Origin of the sequence: Lishizhenia sp. (genome assembly GCF_033720595.1) — a bacterium.
Taxonomy (GTDB): Bacteria; Bacteroidota; Bacteroidia; order Flavobacteriales_D; family Crocinitomicaceae; genus Lishizhenia.
In genome coordinates, this window is sequence record NZ_JAWWCF010000028.1 from 1 (window position 1) to 20870 (window position 20870).

18 protein-coding genes are annotated in these 20870 nt (G+C 36.3%); 11 read left to right on the forward strand and 7 right to left on the reverse strand.

The window, feature by feature from the left end:
- Positions 1 to 727, reverse strand: a 727-nt coding sequence (locus tag R3333_RS03465) for a DEAD/DEAH box helicase (protein ID WP_318957232.1), incomplete at its 3' end; no start/stop codon positions are given.
- 249 nt (positions 728 to 976) lie between these two features.
- On the opposite strand from R3333_RS03465, the gene trxB reads away from it, so the two are divergent.
- Together trxB and R3333_RS03475 are read left to right on the forward strand one after the other, a co-directional pair.
- Complete coding sequence (gene trxB, locus R3333_RS03470) at positions 977 to 1927, forward strand: thioredoxin-disulfide reductase (RefSeq protein WP_318957234.1); 951 nt, start codon at positions 977 to 979, stop codon at positions 1925 to 1927.
- A 252-nt stretch (positions 1928 to 2179) separates the two neighbouring features.
- Positions 2180 to 3796 (forward strand): T9SS type A sorting domain-containing protein, encoded by a 1617-nt coding sequence (locus R3333_RS03475; RefSeq protein ID WP_318957235.1) that lies wholly within the window; start codon positions 2180 to 2182, stop codon positions 3794 to 3796.
- 70 nt (positions 3797 to 3866) lie between these two features.
- Here the strand turns inward: R3333_RS03475 and R3333_RS03480 are convergent, their stop codons facing one another.
- Entirely contained in the window at positions 3867 to 5534 is a 1668-nt protein-coding gene (locus R3333_RS03480) for a hypothetical protein (protein ID WP_318957236.1), read from the reverse strand.
- A gap of 163 nt (positions 5535 to 5697) precedes the next feature.
- On the opposite strand from R3333_RS03480, the gene R3333_RS03485 reads away from it, so the two are divergent.
- On the forward strand, positions 5698 to 6837 hold the full coding sequence (locus R3333_RS03485; protein ID WP_318957237.1) for a geranylgeranyl reductase family protein: 1140 nt from the start codon (positions 5698 to 5700) through the stop codon (positions 6835 to 6837).
- A 117-nt stretch (positions 6838 to 6954) separates the two neighbouring features.
- On the opposite strand, the gene R3333_RS03490 is transcribed toward R3333_RS03485, so the two are convergent.
- Positions 6955 to 8535: a hypothetical protein gene (locus R3333_RS03490; RefSeq protein ID WP_318957239.1), complete on the reverse strand. Its 1581-nt coding sequence runs from the start codon at positions 8533 to 8535 to the stop codon at positions 6955 to 6957.
- 328 nt (positions 8536 to 8863) lie between these two features.
- Here R3333_RS03490 and sucC point away from each other — a divergent pair, with 328 nt between their 5' ends.
- The 6 genes from sucC (at position 8864) to R3333_RS03520 (ending at position 15080) form a co-directional block, all read left to right on the forward strand.
- Complete coding sequence (gene sucC / locus R3333_RS03495) at positions 8864 to 10075, forward strand: ADP-forming succinate--CoA ligase subunit beta (protein WP_318957241.1); 1212 nt, start codon at positions 8864 to 8866, stop codon at positions 10073 to 10075.
- 424 nt (positions 10076 to 10499) lie between these two features.
- The gene (locus tag R3333_RS03500; protein ID WP_318957242.1) at positions 10500 to 11030 is read left to right on the forward strand and encodes a hypothetical protein; all 531 of its coding nucleotides are present in this window, start codon (positions 10500 to 10502) and stop codon (positions 11028 to 11030) included.
- A gap of 236 nt (positions 11031 to 11266) precedes the next feature.
- Positions 11267 to 12046: a type I methionyl aminopeptidase gene (map, locus tag R3333_RS03505; RefSeq protein ID WP_318957256.1), complete on the forward strand. Its 780-nt coding sequence runs from the start codon at positions 11267 to 11269 to the stop codon at positions 12044 to 12046.
- Complete coding sequence (locus R3333_RS03510; protein WP_318957243.1) at positions 12047 to 12643, forward strand: hypothetical protein; 597 nt, start codon at positions 12047 to 12049, stop codon at positions 12641 to 12643.
- A gap of 515 nt (positions 12644 to 13158) precedes the next feature.
- Positions 13159 to 14658, forward strand: a complete 1500-nt coding sequence (locus R3333_RS03515; RefSeq protein ID WP_318957245.1) for a GH3 auxin-responsive promoter family protein — start codon at positions 13159 to 13161, stop codon at positions 14656 to 14658.
- A 164-nt stretch (positions 14659 to 14822) separates the two neighbouring features.
- Complete coding sequence (locus R3333_RS03520) at positions 14823 to 15080, forward strand: type B 50S ribosomal protein L31 (RefSeq protein ID WP_318957246.1); 258 nt, start codon at positions 14823 to 14825, stop codon at positions 15078 to 15080.
- Positions 15081 to 15557: 477 nt separating this feature from the next.
- On the opposite strand, the gene R3333_RS03525 is transcribed toward R3333_RS03520, so the two are convergent.
- From R3333_RS03525 to lpcA, 3 genes are all read right to left on the reverse strand, one after another.
- Positions 15558 to 17393 carry a T9SS type A sorting domain-containing protein gene (locus R3333_RS03525; protein WP_318957247.1) on the reverse strand — a complete coding sequence of 612 codons (1836 nt, stop codon included), beginning with the start codon at positions 17391 to 17393 and terminating at the stop codon, positions 15558 to 15560.
- Positions 17394 to 17465: 72 nt separating this feature from the next.
- On the reverse strand, positions 17466 to 18854 hold the full coding sequence (locus R3333_RS03530; RefSeq protein ID WP_318957249.1) for an FAD-binding oxidoreductase: 1389 nt from the start codon (positions 18852 to 18854) through the stop codon (positions 17466 to 17468).
- On the reverse strand, positions 18841 to 19419 hold the full coding sequence (lpcA, locus tag R3333_RS03535; protein ID WP_318957250.1) for a D-sedoheptulose 7-phosphate isomerase: 579 nt from the start codon (positions 19417 to 19419) through the stop codon (positions 18841 to 18843). Before lpcA ends, R3333_RS03530 begins: the two co-directional genes overlap by 14 nt.
- A 118-nt stretch (positions 19420 to 19537) precedes the next feature.
- Here lpcA and R3333_RS03540 point away from each other — a divergent pair, with 118 nt between their 5' ends.
- Complete coding sequence (locus R3333_RS03540) at positions 19538 to 19963, forward strand: hypothetical protein (protein ID WP_318957251.1); 426 nt, start codon at positions 19538 to 19540, stop codon at positions 19961 to 19963.
- Between the two features lie 44 nt (positions 19964 to 20007).
- Here R3333_RS03540 and R3333_RS03545 read toward each other — a convergent pair whose 3' ends face one another.
- Positions 20008 to 20550: a GNAT family N-acetyltransferase gene (locus R3333_RS03545; protein ID WP_318957253.1), complete on the reverse strand. Its 543-nt coding sequence runs from the start codon at positions 20548 to 20550 to the stop codon at positions 20008 to 20010.
- A 128-nt stretch (positions 20551 to 20678) separates the two neighbouring features.
- On the opposite strand from R3333_RS03545, the gene R3333_RS03550 reads away from it, so the two are divergent.
- Positions 20679 to 20870, forward strand: a 192-nt coding sequence (locus R3333_RS03550) for a hypothetical protein (RefSeq protein ID WP_318957255.1), incomplete at its 3' end; no start/stop codon positions are given.

A 20870-nucleotide genomic window follows, 5' to 3' on the forward strand; every position in this document is an offset into this window, starting at 1 on the left:
AGGCAACTTCTTCGTAGGCAAACAAAAGTTTCTCCTGCATAAAGTAGTTACCGTACACCAATTCAGAACTCGAAACAGTGAAATCACCATTCGTACCTATCTTTAATCCGTGCAAATTCACGTCGTAGGTATATGTTTCAGCATTGGCTAGGTATCCATTTTCTATCAAAGAAGCAATGCTTTCTCCCACCAATAACTTATCGTAATTATCGTTCAAAGGCAAAGCCTTGTTCGATGAAAGTGGGGTAGCGGTTACTCCTAATATGTTTGCCTCCTGGTAGTAAGCGAAAATTTTTCTAAAACTGTTGTAGTGCGCCTCATCGACGATTACCAAACCTACATCTTTAATGAAGTTGGCATCATCTTGTAAACGGTTGTTTAGGGTCTCAACCATGGCAATAAAACATTGGTATTCACCTTGGTCTTCCAAGGTTTTAACATCACTGTTAATGATTTTATTGTCTACTGCAATGGCGTTAAGTTGACGAGAGGTTTGTACAGAAAGCTCAATACGGTGCGTTAAAATCAGTACCTTTTTGTTGAATAGCTCTATGTAGCGTCTCGCAATTTCTGAGAAAATAACTGTTTTTCCTCCTCCAGTTGGAAGCTGATATAGCAAATTGAAATTATTTCCATTCGCTTCTAGTTCGTTAACGATTTGGTTAACAGTGTTTTCCTGGAACGGATATAATGTTTTTGCCTTTACTTTTACTTCTTCTTCTATCATCTCCACGCTTCAAAAATTGGGCTACAAAACTACAGCCTTTTTCCTGAAGAAAAAAGTTATCGGCCGCTTTTATCTTAAAGGATTGTTAAAGTGACTGATTTTTAGCCCATTTGTAGTATAAATAACTTCTATGTGCATATTTGTTTTTTCTAAGCAATCCAATGATGCCTCCTTTTATCTTTGTACATCGAAAGCTAAAAGTGTTATTTTAGCGCAGCGAAAATTTAGAATATAAAAAAGACATATAAAATGAGCGAAGTTCAAAGAGTTTCTTGTTTGATCATAGGTTCTGGTCCTGCAGGATATACAGCAGCGATTTACGCAGCACGTGCTAATATGAAACCAGTAATGTACCAAGGTATGCAACCGGGTGGACAGTTGACTACAACAAATGAAGTAGAAAACTTCCCAGGATACCCTCAAGGTATTACAGGTCCACAAATGATGGAAGAGTTAAAAGCACAAGCAGAGCGTTTTGAAACAGATGTAAGATGGGGATTCATTGAAAGAGTTGATTTTTCAGGAGAAATTCACAAAGCTTGGGCTGATGATGGAACAGAAATCCACGCAGATACTATTATCATTTCTACAGGTGCATCTGCACGCTACTTAGGTTTAGAGTCTGAACAGAAATACTTGAAATTAGGTGGTGGAGTTTCTGCATGTGCAGTTTGTGACGGTTTCTTCTACAAAGGACAAGAAACAGTTATCGTTGGTGCTGGAGATAGTGCTTGTGAGGAAGCACACTACTTATCTAAGATTTGTACGAAAGTAACTATGTTGGTAAGACGTGATGAGTTTAGAGCTTCTAAAATCATGGCTGAGCGTGTTCAGAATACAGAAAACATTGAGATTTTGTACAACACAGAAACAGACGAAGTTTTGGGTGACGGACAAGTGGTTACTGGTGTGCGTGTTTTCAATAACAAAACTGGTGAGAAGAAAGAGATTCCTGCAACTGGGTTCTTCGTAGCTATTGGACACAAACCAAACACAGATATCTTTAAAGATTATATCAACTTGGATGAAACAGGTTACATCAAATACGAGCAGCCTGGAACATCTAAAACAAATGTACCTGGAGTTTTTGTTGCGGGAGATGCAGCAGATAAAAACTACAGACAAGCAATTACTGCGGCAGGTACAGGTTGTATGGCAGCATTAGATGCAGAACGTTACTTAGCGGCGAAAGGTCACTAAGCTGAAATAATATTAAAGTAAAAAGCCCTTCTCATTTTTGAGGAGGGCTTTTTTTGTGATGTTTTGTATAGCTGTTTTATCCTTAGATATGTATAAAGTGTTCATTTTGTGGTTTTTTAGTGAATGAAAGACCTTGAGTTTTACAAAGAGTATTTTCTACAGCTTACTCAATTAAGTCTACCTTTTAACATATCTCGAAGGAACGACTGGACTTTACTTATAAATTCAATAAGGAACAAAAAACACAGTATCATGAATAAACTATTACTCTTAGCGGGCTTGTTTTTGACAAGTAACATTTCCGCTCAAATGAACAGTTTTGTTGAATTGAATGAAAATTCATTACAATGCACTGTAAACAGCAATGGCGAATTGTTTAGCAATTTAGCCAATTCAGGACCAGGATTCAGCGTAGAATTTTCCCAGAGTTTATATACTATTTTTTCCAATAGAATTGTCTTGGCTGGCTTAGGACCAAATGGAGATTTGGCAATGACGAAACCACATGGAAGCAATAATTTGGCCAATGGTCCTTTAACTGTTGCACCGGGTTATGAATTCGGTCCTGCAACTATTACCCCAGCGGAAAGTAATGCATGGAGTCAAATCTTTGTCGTTACACAAGACGAAATAGATGAGTTTAAGAATTATCATGCTTGCATGGCAGACCCTAATTGTGATGCAACCATAAATTTTCCGAATTATCAAATACCATCCTCTATAAGTAACTGGCCTGCGCACGGAGATATCACAATAGACCAATCTTTTTTCTTAGCTCCATTTTATGATGCAGACTGGGACGGAAACTATAACCCTGAAGCAGGAGATTATCCTTGTATTAAAGGAGATATATATGCTTGGTTTGTAATGAACAATTATTTGACAGATCCTAGTGTAACGACTACTACAAAAGGGTTAGAAATTCATGTTGAAGTATATCAATTTGAAGGTCAAACTGGAGGAGATGCTTTATCGAACACCGTTTTTGTAGGTTATGATGTAATTAACAGAGGTACAACACCCTTGTCGGATTTTTATTTGTCTAATTATACAGATTTCGATTTAGGTTACCCACTTGATGATTACATGGGGACCTTGCCGGATATCAATGCTTATTTTATTTATAATGGAGATGATTATGACGAAACAAGTTCCTTTGGACAAGGTTTTTTAGATCATTTACCTGTACAAGGAGTTGTGAGTTTAAATCATGACTTAAGTGCAGCGGGTTATGCAGACGTAGATGTTTATACTCCTGTAGAGTATTATAATATCATGCGCGGCTACCATACAGATGGAAGTGTGAAGTATTTTCCAGGTACGCAAATTGCTACGGCCTTTACTTTTCCTTATTCTACAAATACGCCTTACCAATGGACAGAAGCAAATAGTGATGGAAATGGAATGGTAAATACACCTGGAGATAGAAGAATGCAAGGTGCTGTTGGTCCTTTATTCTTGGATGTGGGAGAAAGTATTTCCTATGATTTTGCTTTTGTATATGCAAAAGAAGAAGTAGCTGGATTAGGAAATGAAGCGAGTATAAGTAAATTGATTACAGATATTAACACGGTACAGGATTATTACGATAATCAAATGACAGATTGTTCTGGAGGTTTCTTGACGGTAGAGGTGATGGATGAAGTTGCAGTGAATATTTATCCAAATCCAACAACAGAGCTTTTATTCATAGAAACATCTGATAAAAAGGTGTTTGATTATAAGCTTTGCGATGCGAGTGGAAGAGTTGTGATTTCAGGACAAGGGAAGCAACAAGCGCAATTGGATATGAGTCAACTCATGCCAGGAGTTTACTATTTAACCATGATGGGTGAAGGTAAAGGTGTTTATAAGGTTGTGAAACAGTAATTTAAATTAAACATAAAAAAAGCCCACGCTTTTTGAAGTGTGGGCTTTTTAATTCAGTTAATTATATCCTTTAAATAGGTTTAACTTGAACGGTAATTCTTTCTGATTCTTCTTCTCCACTGTGGAAACGAATCAATTCAATCATGTTCTTTTCATCCTCAACCTCCATAAGTTCTTCATCAAAGCTAAAGTAATCGTCATCATCTACTTTTAATGACTTTTGAACTACTTCTCCGGTAACCGTATTGATACAAGTAAATTCATAACCTTCCAATTCAGATTCGAAAACCAAAGAGCTTCCTGTTTGAATTTCTTTAATGTCTAATTTTGGAATGGCCAAAACCATGTAGTTTTCTGTAGTTTCATCCAATACCTTGTTAGCTAAAACGTGCAAAACATAAAGGTTAAAACTTAACTCGTCTTTGTGGTGGTGAATAGTAGTAGAAATCGTCTTGATATCATCGTTTTCTACGTTACTGTGAATCTGTAAGATCTTTTTGCTATTGGTTTGTACACCTACCAATCTGTCCTCGTCATCATCATCTTCTAGATATTCTCCCTCCGTAATAGATAATACGGTGTTGAAGTTAAACTCTCCCGTTTTTACAACATCGATGATGTCTATATCTGTGTAAAAATGATTGTCTTCATCATCATCTGCTTGTAAGCGCTTAAAATCAAGGTTTTTGTGCGAAGCTATAGAAACCTCCATTTTAAAGTTGTACACTGTAATTTCCTGAGAAATTTCTTTCGTAGTTGGGTTTTCATTTATTGCACCAATGATAAAGGCATCATCTTCAATTTTGTAGAAACGCTTCAAGATATCTTTAGAAGATTCATGTTCAAAAAGATTAATCTTAAACTCTTTCTCCTTTTTCATGTCATACACATAAAGCGTATTCATGTCATTTAAACTGTAAGAGTTTGTTGAAGAATAATCTGGTAAATACGTATAAGTTCTTACACCATAAGTAAGGTAACGTCCACTTTCACTCAACTGTGTATTCATGTACACAGATCTTAAATTGTAGGGAAACTCATCTCCATTTTTGTGCGCTTTTAAGATGTCTTTGTAAATACTTCTGTTTTCGTCAATAGTACTTTCATCTTCGGCCTCATCTAACATTCTTTCTAGGTAATCTACCTTATCAGATAAATCGATCTCAGATTCATAAAGAATGTCGAAGTCTTTATTGAACACAATAACAAGATCTTTCTCATCAAAACTTCTCGTGTAACAACGAGCAATATAGTTTTGCGTACGACCAGATTCTGTTCTCAAATCAAGCTTCCATTTTTCAGGATCTACTTTAATTCTTTTAACAGATTTTTGTGACGTAATTACTTGAGATTCTAAATCAACCTTCATGTAATATAAATTGAAAGCTTCTTTCTCTGTGATGGCAACAAGTATTTTTGCTTCACCATCTTCAATGTTGTATTTGTAATCCGCTCTCTTTTTAATCTTTTCTACAGGCTTGAGCTTTTTCTTGTCTACCTCTATTCCTTTATCGTTGTATTCAATGAGTACTTTGTTCTTCACTAAGTCGATGTCAACATAGTAGTTTTCAAAGTTTTCATAGTATAAGGATGAAGTTCTTACATCTTCATTTTTAACCCTCAATTTAAAGGTGGGAGCAGCAGGGGCTTGTTCAGGTGGTGGTGGAGGTGTTTCTTGCGACCAAACTGTACTAAATGCGAATGCAGACGCAAGACCTAGGAGTAGGAAGTTTTTCATATTTTTTAAATTTTTGCTCAAAATAATCATTTTAGTGAAATAAGCGGAAGAAGTGGAAAAGCTTTTTGATGATAAGCGTATACTAGTTCCTTTGATTTTTTTGAAAAGGCAAAGTATCAAAGTTAAATAAAACTCTACTTTTGGGACGATCAATTTAGTAAGTATGAATCATTTTGATGTTGCAATTATTGGGAGCGGACCGTCAGGAGCTTCTACAGCTTTCCATTTAGCCCAAAAAGGTATTTCTACCGTAATCATTGAAAAAGAAACCTTACCGCGTTACAAAACTTGCGGTGGAGGCTTTGTGTTTAGAGGCCGTAAAAATCTCTCCTTTGATATTAGTGAGGTAGTAGAGAGTGAATTTAGAACCGTTGATATTTATCTGGGGGATAAACTTCACTTTAAAACTGAAAGAGAAGACCCAACGATCTCCATGATAATGCGTGATTCTTTTGACCAGTTAATAACTGAAAAAGCGAAGGAGTTTGGTGCACAATTGTTAGAAAACCATAAACTATTAGGTCTAAGGTTTGAGAACGATAAGATTTGTTTAGAAACTGCGCAAGGGGAATACACCGCTAATTTTGTAATTGCAGCAGATGGCGCCTTGAGTCCAACCGCTAAATTAGCAGGGTGGAAGGAAGATACCCGTAAATTGGTGCCCGCTTTGGAATATGAAATAGAAGTTTCTGATGAAGATTTTGAGCGATTATCAAAAGAAGTACGTTTTGATATAGATGCCATACCTTATGGATACGCATGGAGTTTTCCAAAGAAAAAACACTTATCTATTGGTGTAGCATCTGGTCGTAGAGGGAAAATTAATTTGAAGAAATTTTATCAAGAATACCTCGAGACACTGGGGATTGAAAAGGTGGTAAGTGAGCAGCAACACGGTTTTCAAATACCAGTTTCTCCAAGAACGGATGGTTTTGTGAAGAATAACGTCTTTTTGATTGGAGATGCTGCTGGTTTTGCAGATCCAATTACCGCAGAAGGAATTTCTAATGCCATTTTAAGTGGGAAACTTGCCGCTCAAGCAATAATAGAAAGTAATCAAGATAGAAGCTTGGCTGAAGAACTGTACCATGCAAAATTAGAAGATAATTTACTACCTGAATTACGTACAGGATTGTGGTTGTCGAAGTGGTTTTATGAGCAAAAAACAGTTCGTAATTTAATGTTGAAAAAATATGGTCAACGTTTTAGTGAAGCCATAGCTGATGTATTTCATGGCGAAAGAAGTTATCCGAGAGACATTAAAAAAGCAATCAAACAAAAAGTAAAAGAGTTAGTTTTTTAGGGGTAAATCTCTAATTCTTACCTATTCAAGATATAGAGCAGCAATATACTTTTTGTAATTGCTGCTTTTTTACTTAAATGTAGAATTTGCCAAGAGTCAGATTTTAAGAAAATAATTTTACTTTAATTCTAAAGTTATCGTCTTTTCTATCGATGTAGTTTCTCTCTCAAAACCATGGAAAGATTCATTATTGTAATTGAAGCAAAATTCAAGTGACTTGGAATCAATATTATTACATTCTAACTCGAAGGGGTCGTAAGGATCGATTTGAATCGGTTGTTTAAGAAGAATTCTTTTTTTAGTAATTTCAAATGACTTAGTATTTATAAGAGCAAATTCTAGCTCTATTGCTTCAAACCTTGGTAAGACTGTCTCGTTTAGTGATGTGGTTTTTGTGATAATAATTAGAAATTCTGATAAATTATCGAAAATTGAAATGTCCGGAACGAATCCGTAATGTGGTGCTAAGTAATTATAATCCACCTTCTCCTTGTTTGAATTGAGCGCATAGAAGTTTGATGTAGTGGTATCTGTGCTAACATTACTGGTGACAAGTAAAAGTTTGTTGGACTTGACCTCAATGTCTGTATGCGCATTTAATTTTTCGCCCACGGTGATTATGTAGTTGATATCTAGTATGTTATATATGCCAAAGTATTCAAATTCACTTTTTTTATAGAAACCTTTTAAGTCAAGTTTACTTACTACTGTCTTATCGTTTTTAACGTCTAACTGCGATAAATTAACCTTAATATCCGATTGTGTTTTTAGCGTGATATCAAATTCCAAATTGTGTAAGATAACTTCTTGTTTAAATATGTTGTTCTCTTCATCTTTTAAAAAGGAAAAGATGACAAAAGAATTGGTATCCATAAGTATGGAGTTGGTGATATAACTATTCCTAGACAATCTTCGAAAGGCTTTGAATTCCTTTTGCTCTCCTGTTTCAATATTCTTTAGATAAAAAATGTTGTTATTGGTAATATAACCGTCTGAAGAAATTAGGTAGAAACGGTAGAGTACGTGTTTATTGTCTTGTGTTAAATTTGCATCAATAATAAGATTGTTAAATTGGATATTATTGTTTTCGTACTCATCAAGATTTAATTCTTTAATCAAGTACCTAATTTCAGTGAGTAGATTATACTTTGTTTTAAAAAGAAATTTGAGCTTTTCATCACAAAATATTGAAACTGGTTTATCTAAGGTATACATACTTACAAGACTGATGTGATAGGTTGCTTTTGCAGTTATAGGTGATGTCTTTTTCTCAATATTTGTTTTGAATTCATTTTGGTTGTGAGGAATTCTCTTAATAATTTTTGAGTATGTTGTTTGATAGTTATCTAGGTTGGTTTTATGTGTATAAACATATAGATAATCAGAATTTCTAACGATGTAAATAGAATAGAGTTCATTTTCAAAAATCTCGTGGTAATGTTTTATACTATTCTCAAGGTTAAGTGGTGTTTTTTTTATTGCCTTAAGCTTTATTTTTCCGCTTTCTTCTCCGTTAATGATAATTTTAGATTTCCATTCTTTTACGAAGTATTTAGTATTCTTATATACTAGGTTGGATTTGAATTTATTTGTAACCGTTTTGGTGTTTTCACTTAAGGTGAAATCCGTAAGTGTTTGAGCGCTTAAAAGTGGTGATGAAAGTAGAAGGAATACTAGTATAAGGTGCTTAATAACCATTGATTTTTAAATTTTTGCTAAAATACATTTCTTTTAGAGAACGTGACAAAGATTAAAATCTGGCGCCGATAGCAGCGGCATGGGGGGCAGACTTTTTACTTATTTCTTGCGCGCTTTGCCCTGCGACCACCGGAAGCTGGAAAAGGGGGAGAAGAATAGAAAAAAGACAAGTGCCATATAGTGGATAGCGGTGAATGTCCAGCCAAGCTGAAAAGCCAAAACGCATACCCATTCACACCCTGTGGAAAGACTTTTGAGAAATTTAAACTTGAAATTTTGACTTTAATAAAGAATAAGATTACTTTTATCGCGCAAATTAAAAGAAGACATGAATTTACACGAATATCAAGGAAAATCCATTTTAAAAAGCTTCGGTGTAGCAATACAAGAAGGAGTTGTTGTAGATAAAGTAGAAGACGCTGTTGCAAAGGCAAAAGAATTGTCAGCATCAACTGGAACTGAATGGTACGTTGTAAAAGCTCAAATCCACGCAGGGGGTAGAGGTAAAGGTACTGTAGAAGAAACAGGTTCTAGAGGAGTTGTTTTAGCGAAAGGTATCGACAAGGTAGAAGACACTGTAAAAGGAATTTTAGGTGGACACTTAACTACATTACAAACTAACGGTGTTGGTAAGCGTGTAAACAAAGTATTGATTGCAGAGGATGTATACTACCCAGGTGAATCAGAGCCATCTGAGTTCTACATGTCTGTATTAATGGACAGAGATAAAGGTAGAAACATCATTATGTATTCTACTGAAGGTGGTATGGATATCGAAACTGTTGCAGAAGAGACTCCACACTTAATCTTTAAAGAAGAGATAGATCCACGTGTTGGATTACAAGGTTTCCAAGCTAGAAAAATTGCTTTCAACTTAGGATTGAGCGGTAAAGCAATGAAAGAAATGACAAAATTCGTTGCTGCATTATACGCTGCTTACGAAGGATGTGATGCTTCTATGTTTGAGATTAACCCAGTATTGAAGACATCTGATGATAAAATTATCGCGGTTGACTCTAAAGTAACTTTAGATGACAACGCTTTATTCCGTCACAAAGACTACGCTGAGATGCGTGATAAAACAGAAGAAGATCCAACAGAGGTTGAAGCTGATGAGGCTGGATTGAACTTCGTTAAATTAGACGGTAACGTTGGTTGTATGGTAAACGGAGCAGGATTAGCAATGGCTACTATGGATATCATCAAGATGTCTGGTGGTAACCCAGCTAACTTCTTAGACGTTGGTGGTACTGCAGATGCTGAGCGTGTTGAGAAAGCATTCCAAATCATTTTGAAAGATGAGAACGTGAAGGCGATCTTAATCAACATCTTCGGTGGTATCGTAAGATGTGATAGAGTTGCTCAAGGTGTTGTTGATGCATACAAGAACATGGGTAACATTCCAGTTCCAATCATCGTTCGTTTACAAGGAACAAATGCTGAAGAAGCGAAGAAATTAATCGACGAATCAGGATTAAACGTACACTCTGCAGTTCAATTACAAGAAGCTGCTGACTTAGTAAAAGAAATCTTGGCATAGTCCATTAGATATATTTTTTAGAAAAAGGGATTCCAAATTTTTGGAATCCCTTTTTTTTTAGTTAAGAATTATGAATGAAGAGTTAAGATATTTTTTATCGGCCTTCGAGACTTCTCGAACCTCGAACCTCAGGCCTCAATTCCATCTGATAGGTTTGAGGCCTGAGGGGCGAAGAATGAGCCGTCTTGAAGGTCGATATTAAAGGATTTGAAAGATTTAAGCACTCGCTGCGCTCGCTATTTGATTGATTTGATAGATTCAAAGGATTAATGAAAAGGAGGTTATCGAGCGGAGTCGAGATACCGAAATTAGAAGCATCGATAATTATCTTGCTCAATACTCGCACTCAAAACTGTACCTCTAACCGTCTAAAAGTCTAGTTATAATTAATAATTTCTTACCTTAAGCGTGTTATACCATCATCATGCTAAAACACATTCATTTTCTAATAATCACTTCATCATTGGCGTTTGTTGTATTGTTTTTATCCTGTAATCATGAAGTTGTAGAAGCACCAATAGGAAATAAAATCAATGAAGAAGATTTAATAGAGAAGAATAATCGAAAGAAGAATAACTTAACTATTTATGTAGAAGGTTGGAGTTGTGTTTACCGAATTGAGTTATCGGAAGAAGGTAAGGGTGAATTTGTTCGAGGTTATTCAGAAACTGATGATTTGGGGAAAGAAGAATTTACACGTGTATATGAGACCTATACTTTTGAAGTTACAAATACAATTGTTCTGGATTCTATCCACTCAGTTATTAAGCATCTAAGTGCAGATGTTAATGTTGTAGATAACTTAAAGATGAGCGATGAGAAAAGAATGTTGTTAAAGTATAACGATGAACTACGTCTTGATGCATATAATCTGAGTGGTGCTGACGAAATTTATACGCTACTAAAGCTTATGAATCCTTATTTACAGGAGGACTTTATTGATGTTTGTAGATAAGTAGAATTACTCATTTATATGTAAGCTCTCCGTCCTCTGCGATTAATACCAAAACTAATCCTCTTCCTCAATACTCACACTCAAAACTGCCTCTCTAACCGTCTAAAAGTCTAAGAATCTAAAACTCTCTGTCGCTTTAGGCGACATTACAAAAGAAAAAACTTGTAAAAAATACAGAGTTTGTTCAACTTTGCGCTTCCAATTCAGAACCAGTGAGTACATTTTTAAAAAAGGACATGATCGTATATAAAACTAGAGAACAAATTGAGATTATGCGTGAAGCAGCTCAAATTGTAAGTAGAACCTTAGGGAAAGTAGCAGAAGCCATAGAGGAGGGGATTACTCCATTAGAGTTAGATGCTATTGCAGAGAGCTACATTCGCTCGCAAAATGCAATTCCAGGTTTCTTAGGTTTGTACGATTTCCCAAACACCTTGTGTATTTCTGTGAATGACGCTGTTGTTCACGGTTACCCAACAGATAGACCACTTCAGAATGGAGACATCGTTTCTGTAGACTGTGGTGCTATTTTCGAAGGGTACTACGGAGATCATGCCTACACTTTTGGTATTGGTAATGTAGATCCTGAGGTTCAAAAATTATTAGATGTTACTTTAGAATGTTTGAACATAGGTGTTGAACAAACGAGAGTAGGAAATAGAATTGGTGATATCGGTTTTCACATCCAACAACATGCAGAAAAGCACGGTTACGGAGTAGTAAGAGAATTGGTTGGACACGGTTTAGGAACAACTATGCACGAAGAGCCTCAAGTACCTAACTATGGTAAAAGAGGTAGAGGTAAGAAAATTCAAGAAGGATTAACGATTGCTATTGAGCCTATGTTAAACATGGGGACAGAGCGTGTAAAATACCTAAGTGATAACTGGACTATCGTTACAGCTGATAACAAACCAAGCGCACACTTCGAGCACGACGTGGCTGTAGTTGATGGAAAACCAGATGTGCTTTCTACGTTTAAATATGTAGAAGAAGCATTAGCGAAAAAGAAATAAATGTCGGCAGCCAAACTCGTTGGTTTAACCACAATCTTATATTTAATCATGGCCCTGCAATCTTTGTTGGGCCTTGGTGTTTTTTTACCCATCCTTCCCCTGAAGGAGGTGTTAGTTTCCATCATGGCTATAGCCTTAGGTGTGATGTATTGGAAACGCGATAAGAAGCCTTATTCTTATCTATTTTTTTATGGACTTATCGGACTGCTATTCTCTAATTTTACCCTAGAGATTTTACTGAGTGCCGAAGAGCGTGTAGCGTTCAATAATGAGGTGTCTGATTACATTGGTTTAGCGCAGTTCTTATTTATGGGGATACTTTTCATTTATCTTTCCTTAGAGCGTGTTGGAGAAAAAATACGGTTTAACCTCTTTCCTTTTCTTACCCTTGTTGTTGTAACCATTATCAATTTCTTTGGAGAAAAGTCATGGGAAGCCCTTGCGGTTTTACCTTTAGCAATTGCATTTTATATACAGTATCATAAAGCAGATGAGGACCAAGTTGACGCAGATAAGTTTCATGCGCTTAAAATGTGGTTGGTAGGATTTGCAGTGCTAGGAGCTATTGATGCATTGGCCATTTGGATCAACAAATAAAGGTCTACACAGATTGCATAGACCTTCATCAGTATAATTACAAAAACCAAAACTATTGAATTATAACTACTTACTTAAACGAGAGTTGTGTAAAAAGGTTATCCTATTCTAAAGTGAGCTTGATTTTTCAAAATCACCTAGAAGCTAGAGGGCTAGATTTATAGAGGTCTAGAAGTTCAATTAGGTGTATCAATTTTTCGAATTCTTCAAATCCCTATTATCAAAAGGAACAAAGGACTACAGGTTCCTCGACTCCGCTCTGAAACTTAGTTTATACACGCAAAAGTATAAATTAACTGAGCTTATCGAGCGTAGTAGAGATGAGCGTAAACCTTGTGTTCAAGTTTTAATTCCTCAATTCCTTAAATTGTTGAATCCTTGAATCTTTGAATTTTTAAATAGCGAACGCCAGTTCGCACTTAAATTTTTAAATCTCCATCAGCATTAACGTAGAAAATTGTATATTTCTTTCAAATACACTGTTTATGCCTTTCAATTCCATTTTTAGCTGGTTGATGAAGAAACGAATTCATCAGATAGATTTGTTTCGTAAGTATCCAAGCGAAGTACAAGAAGAGTTATTTCATCGTATGATAGAAGCAGGACGTGCTACGCGTTTTGGAAAGGAAATGGGCTTTGAGCAGATAGAGAATTACAAAGAATTCAATGCACGTGTACCTTTAATGGATTACGAAAGTCTGAAGCATTGGGTAGATTTCGCGATGAAAGGGGAGGAAGATGTTCTGTGGCCAGGCGAAACCAAGTGGTTTGCAAAATCATCGGGTACTACTTCAGATAAGAGTAAATTTATCCCCGTAACCAAAGAGTCTTTAGAAGCTTGTCATTACAAAGGAGGAAAGGATCTTTTGGGCTTGTATTACGATCAGCATCCCGGAACGAAATTATGGAATGGAAAACATTTGATAATTAGTGGATCATCAGAGTGTAATGAACAGCATTTATCGTCTTCATCCTATATTGGGGATTTATCGGCCATTATCGTTAATAATTTGCCGTGGTGGGCGGAGCTGAAAAGAAGACCTTCCAAGGAAATTGCTTTGATGAGTGAATGGGAGGAGAAAATAGAGTGTATTGCTCAATCTACCCTAAAAGAAGATATACACATTATAGCAGGAGTTCCTAGCTGGACATTGGTTATTTTAAATAGAATTTTAGAGATTACCGGAAAGAAGACCATTCAAGAGGTGTGGCCGAACATAGAGCTTTTTATGCATGGAGGGGTTAGTTTTGAGCCTTACCGTAAAGAATTTGAACGTGTCATCGGCAATCCGTATATGAACTACGTAGAATCTTATAATGCCTCGGAAGGTTTTTTTGGAATACAAGATACCAAAGATGGAGACCTGTTGCTGATGTTGGACTATGGAATTTTCTATGAGTTTATTCCTATGAATAAATATAAAGGAGTAAATTCTGAAGAGGTGATTCCATTAGACGAGGTAGAGTTGGGAGTGAACTATGCTATGGTGATTACCACTAATGGAGGATTGTGGAGGTACATCATCGGTGATACAATCATGTTTACAGAACAAAAGCCAAAACGTTTTAAGGTAACGGGAAGAACCAAGAGTTTTATTAATGTATTTGGAGAAGAATTGATTGTTGAGAATGCTGAACAAGCAATGTCTGTAGCCTGTGAAAGAGCAGGTGCTCAGGTACACGAGTATACTGCGGGACCTATTTTTATGGAGAATCAAAAGAGTGGGGGGCACGAGTGGCTTATTGAGTTTACAGAAGAACCTGAAGATTTTAATTATTTTGTGGAGGTATTGGATAATACACTGAAAAGTTTGAATTCTGATTACGAAGCCAAACGTTATAAGGATATGGCTTTGGCCTTTCCTAAGGTGCATAAATTAAAAAAAGGAAGCTTCAATATTTGGTTGAAACAAAAGGGGAAATTAGGGGGACAGCACAAAGTTCCGAGATTAATGAATGATAGAAGAGTTTTAGAAGAAGTTATGGACGCAATTCAATTGAATGTGCTACCTTAGCACAATTAAGAGTTGATTGTTTATAAGTGAGTAAGATTTCTTTCGATTTTCATTTAAAACCAAAGAATTAATCAAATAATTCTCCCTATATTTGCAATCCGAAAAAAGATTATTAATTTTGCATTCCCATTTGAGGGGAAAAAGAATTTAGAAAACACAGTAAGATGAAAAAAGATATACATCCAGAAAACTATAGATTAGTTGTATTCAAAGATATGACTAATGATTACTCATTCGTTTGTCACTCATGTGCACCTTCTACAGAAGATATTGAGTGGGAAGATGGAAACACTTATCCTTTAGTTAAATTGGATATCTCTCACAAATCTCACCCTTTCTTTACAGGTAAGGCTCAGTTTGTGGATACTGCAGGACGTATCGATAAGTTCAAAAACAGATACGCTCGTCACATCAAGAAATAAGATTGACATCTATATATTAAGTATTGAATCCCGGTCATTTTTGATCGGGATTTTTTGTGTTTGGAGAAATTAACTCTAACGTACAAACCCTACGAGCTTCACCTTTTAATGGATCTAAGGATGGAGGTTAATGCTTGAGTACCAACTTCATCTTTACGCGAGTACGCAGCTTTATAGAGGACTTCTTTTTCCTGATGATAGAGTGCTGCGAAAGTTTTAGAAGTATTGGTATGCCCTTTGTATTAATCGGCGCTTTTCTTAATGCCTAAGGTTGTCTCAATGAAAAAAATGCCGGTATTGCAATCTTATAAGTAAGTTGTGGCAATGTTGTATGAGCTTACTCCGCTGTTATCCCGTGTTTATTCTTTTCAGTAGCGAATAGGAGGGAGGTGATGATTTGTTCAAGGATTTTGTTTCTTTAGAAATAAAAAAGTCCCGACAAATTTGCCGGGACCTTTCTTAGAATAGTTCTATACATTATTGTTTTACCAATCTCATTACGTGTGTTTGGTTGTCAATTGAAGTCAATTGAATAATGTATACTCCGCTTTGTAAATCCGTAAGGTCAATTGTATTGATATCCTTACTTCTTACTGTATTTACTTCTTTTCCTTGCGTAGTAAATACTATAGCCTCTTTAATGATTTTATTACTTGTTATTTTAACTATACCTGTTGTAGGGTTAGGCGAGATAGCGATGAAGTTCGTTTCGTTGTTACTTACTCCAACATTGTCTAAAATGTAGCATTCTGAAGTGTCTGTACAAGTTCCATTGCTCACTACAAGTGCATAGCTTCCGTTTTGTGTAACGTTAAAGGTTGCGCTTGTTTCTCCAGCAATGGCCTGGTTACCATTGTTACAATCTAACCACTGGTAGGTGAAGTTTGCAGCTTGGTTCACAGAGCTGAAAGGAGATGTTGATGCATCAATTTCTGCAATTACATCAGCAACAGTAAGTGTTGTTACAACAATACTATCACAAGTATTAACACCTGATAATGTGTCTCTATATGTACCTGCTGTTGTATAGCTGTTGGTTCCAATGTCGTATGAATCACCTGCACAAATCGAGATGTTTTGTGTGTATTCAGGAGCTGGTGTTACTGTTAAAGTGGTGATAACAACACTGTCACACATACTCGTAGAATAAAGGGTTGTTGTATAAGTACCGGCGTCTGTGTATGTATTATTCCCTATTTGATAACTTCCTCCAGCACAAATGGATACTGATTCTGTGTATTCTGGGGCAGGGGTTACTGTAAGGTTGGTGGTAACTACACTGTCACATCCATTTGCTGCGGTTAATGATGTAGTATAAGTACCAGCGTCATAATAGTAGTTGTTACCAATTACGTAAGGATATCCTTCGCATGTTGTTACATTTTGAGTAGAAGTGATGGCCGCTGGCTCCGTTAAAGTGAAGGAAGCTGTTGAATCCATACATCCTCTAGCATCAGTTACAATACATTTGTGTGATCCTGCAGATAAAGTACTTACGGTATTGATAGCAGTAGTTGGTCCGTTTGTCCAATTGTAGCTATACGGTGCTTGTCCACCTGTTACTATAGCTTCTCCAAATCCATCGTTTCCATTATTACAAACTAAATCAAAGGTGTTTCCTAGAGAAACCGCTAAAGAAGATGATCCGGCAAGTGCTAAAATGTAAATTCTTCCATTGGTAGTACTTTGATTCGTAAACACTATTTTAGAAACATTTTTACTTTCGTTAACACACGAAATAGGAATGTCAACATTGTAAATTCTTGGGTTGTTAAATACATTTCCAATAATATCAGAGGTTCTACTTACCCTGTCAATATTGGTCATAATGTAATTAGATCCGTTGAACCAGTCATTAACAGCATATCCCGTTGTAGATTCTGTTGTTCCATCAGAGAATATTACTTGAGCATCCATTATCCCAGCTCCTTCTGTAGAAAGGCAAAGCACACTAATACTAGCGTAGTTAGATGGGGTAGTTAATTCTAAAGTATCTGTTTGTCCAGAAGTCTGAGAAGGGTTCGTTAAATAAAGTGCATTATTTCCTGTATAACTTTGCAGTTGGTAACTGTATCCTCCGTTTGCAACTGAAAGGTTATCCGGTAAACCTTTTGTAGAACCTGCTGCTGTTCCGTACGCTTGCGAGTAGAACACAAAGCTAGAACCGTCCATACTTAAACTTGTTGTGGTAAGAGCTGGGGAGGTTTCGGCTACTATATCTTCGTTATAACCGGTCGAGGCTATAGGCTGATATTGCGCGTAGGTCAACAAAGAGCCTGCTAGCAAAGCTAGGGTTAGCGTAATTTTTTTCATGATTATGGTTTATTTCGTGTCTAACGAATATATCCATAATAGTGTAGAAAAGCTAAAAAATGGTTCGGACAATTAAGGGACAACCTTTCCGGGATTCAGGATATTGTTGGGATCGAAGAGATTTTTAATATTTCGCATTAAATTTAATTGGACTTCATTAAACATAATGGGCATGTATTGTTTTTGAACCAATCCAATACCATGTTCTCCAGAAATTGTTCCTCCTAGGTTCTTCGTCAATTCAAAAATTTCGGTAATGGCTTTGGGTAAATCATTTGTCCATTGGTCTTCTGTTAAGTCACCCTTTAAGATGTTTACATGTAAATTTCCATCTCCGGCATGACCGTAACAAACCGATTCAAATCCATATTTACGACCAACCTCTTTTACACCTGCTAATAATTGAGGTAATTCATAGCGTGGAACTACGGTATCTTCTTCTTTATAGGTAGAATGAGATTTTACAGCTTCACCTACTTTTCTCCTTAAATTCCAAAGTGTGTTTTTTTGCGCTTCGTCTTCAGCAAAAAGTATTTCATCTGTATTGAAATGACTCAATACTTCCATGATCTGTTCACATTCTTTAAAGAGAACTTCTTTATCAAATCCGTCTACTTCAATAAGTAAATGAGCTTCGTGATTTTCTTTCACTTCCACCTTTTGATCACCGGTGAACTTTTTGGCTAAGTTCAATGCATCCTTTTCCATGAATTCCAAACCGCTGGGCGTAATGCCTTTTCTAAAGATAGCAGCCACAGCTTCACAAGCTTCTGTAGCTTTGTAAAAGGGAACGAGCATGAGCAAATTGTCGGTAGGATGGGGGATGAGTCGTAAAACTATTTTAGTAATTACTGCCAATGTCCCTTCACTTCCTACGATAAGTTGTGTTAGGTTGTATCCAGTGGAATTTTTCAAAGTGTTTGCACCTGTCCATATAATTTCACCATTGGGTAATACTACTTCTAAGTTTAATACGTAAGCATTGGTAACACCATATTTAACTGCCTTTGGTCCACCACTATTTTCTGCTACATTTCCACCAATAAAACAAGAGCCTTTACTGGCTGGGTCTGGTGGATAGAAAAGACCTTTTTCTTTTACAGCATTTTGAAGTTCTTCGGTAATTACACCAGGTTCTGTAGTTACTTGATGATTCTTTTCGTCGATTTCAAGAATACGATTAAAGTATTCCATACTTAAAGCAATAGAACCTTCTTTGGGAATTGCCCCACCACTTAGACCTGTTCGGGCCCCTTGAGGAGTGATAGCTATTTTATGGGTGTTGCAGTAATGCATGATTGCTGCAACTTCTTGTGTTGTTTTTGGTTTTAATACGGCGAGCGGAAGAATAGATATATCCTCCGTTTCATCCTTACTGTATTTGAATAGGTTTTCTTGATCTACAAAACATCTATCGTGTAACAGATTTTTGAAAAAATCAAGGTGCTTATTGAATTCCATCAAACTTTCTTTCTACGTAATCAATTAAACTATGTATCACCTTGATGTGGATTTCTTGTGCTCTGTCGGCATATTTAGAATGAGGAGCCCTGATTTCTACATCGCATAGATCCGCCATTTTACCACCATCTTTTCCGGTTAGGCCTATGACGCGAATTCCTTTTTCTTTGGCGACTTTAATAGCGTTAATTACATTATTAGAATTACCACTAGTAGAAATAGCGAGTAATACATCACCTTTTCTTCCTACACCTTCCAGATAACGAGAGAAAACATGATCATAACCGTAATCATTAGAAACGCAAGACATATGTGAAGCGTCGGAAATAGAGATGGCGCCCACAGCTTTTCGGTTGTCTCTGTACCTTCCCGTTAGTTCTTCGGCAAAATGCATGGCATCACACATAGAACCACCGTTACCGCACGACATTACCTTTCCATCCTGCTGAAAACTATTTACAAGCAGTTCTCCTGCAGCCTCTATTGCAGCAATGTTTTCTGGATTAGTATAAAAAGTAGATAGTATCTGTGCAGCTTCTTCGAAATGCGCTTTTATCTCATTCATATGTCTCGATTGAATTCCAAAAATAATTAAATTTAGAAGTAGACCCTATTGAAAATGTAACAAGATTATTATATTTGATGCTCCTAGTTTTAAAAATCTTGGACTAATACTATAAAATATGAAGAAAACATTATTGGCGGCCTTGACACTCCTATTAAGCTTAACTGTTGTAGCACAAGAACCTACATGTTTTGAGCGCTATGAGAAGGCGTTTGAGGAAAGAGGGTCTTATACAGTTTCTGATGATATGCACAGAAATGTAGTTATTTCATTTTTCGAGAATGGTGAAGTATACTGTATTCAAGGTAAAGCTAGAGTTGAAAATGGTGTGATAACAAGTATTTTCTTCTTTTACGATGATAACACTTCTGAAATGTTAGATCGTAAGTTTTTCAATGATCAAAGACAGCCACCAAAAATTACAAATGGAATTTCTGAAATGATTACGACAGAAGACGGAGAGAAATTCAAGGTCATCTTTATAGATCAATTGAAACCAAAGAAAAAGAAATACAAAGAGGCCGAAGTGCCAAACGATTTATAAATGAAAAAGTCCCGATGAGCATCGGGACTTTTTTTGCTTTATACTTAAACTTCCTTGTAAAGTTCGATTTCCTCTTTTTGAATTTTATAGGTTCTAAAGCCGTGTTTTCTGTAGAATGGCTTTGCTTGTGGTGCGTCTAAATTACAGGTATGGAGCCAAACTCTCTTGGGCTCTTCTTGCGCTATTAAATGGAGTAGGGATTGAAACGCTAAATCAGACCATCCTTTTCCTAAATACTCTTCCTTCAAACCAAAATAGATAATCTGGCAAGTGCCTTCTATGATTTGAAATTCACAAAGTCCGATGACCTCCTCCTTTAAGTGTATATTAAATATTTGTTTTATACCTTTTTCTAGATCCTCTTGAAGCGCTTTTTCACCAGCGATAATTCTACCCACCCAGTTCCATTTTTGACCTACGGCTAACCACGTGTTAAAATAGGCTTCAGCCTCATGTGTTTGAACCTTATTAAGTTTAATATCAGTAGGGTTAGAAGCTTCGATTTCAGGTACCACTTCTAGCATCATGTAATGGACCAAAAGCTCTTGTTTTGTTGTTTTTTGAAAGTGTTTGTTAAATGTGTTCATTTGATAATCAGCTATAGTACGAGCGGCAAAGTTAGGAATGTTAATAACACTTTGTCATATAGTTGATATTAATGATATGAAATGATATATTTGCGAGCTATTAAATTTTCAAACTATAAGATTACGATATGCGTAACAAAGGATTTTTTTGGTTTTTCACAATTGTATTGGCAGTTGTGTGTTTATACCAGTTAACGTTTACGTTCGTTTCGAACGGTGTTGAAAACGACGCAGAGGCTGAAGCTAAAGCCCAAGTTGAAGAAATGTTTGCCAACCTACCAGCCGGAGACTCAATTTTAGCGCTTCCAAACGGTACTACG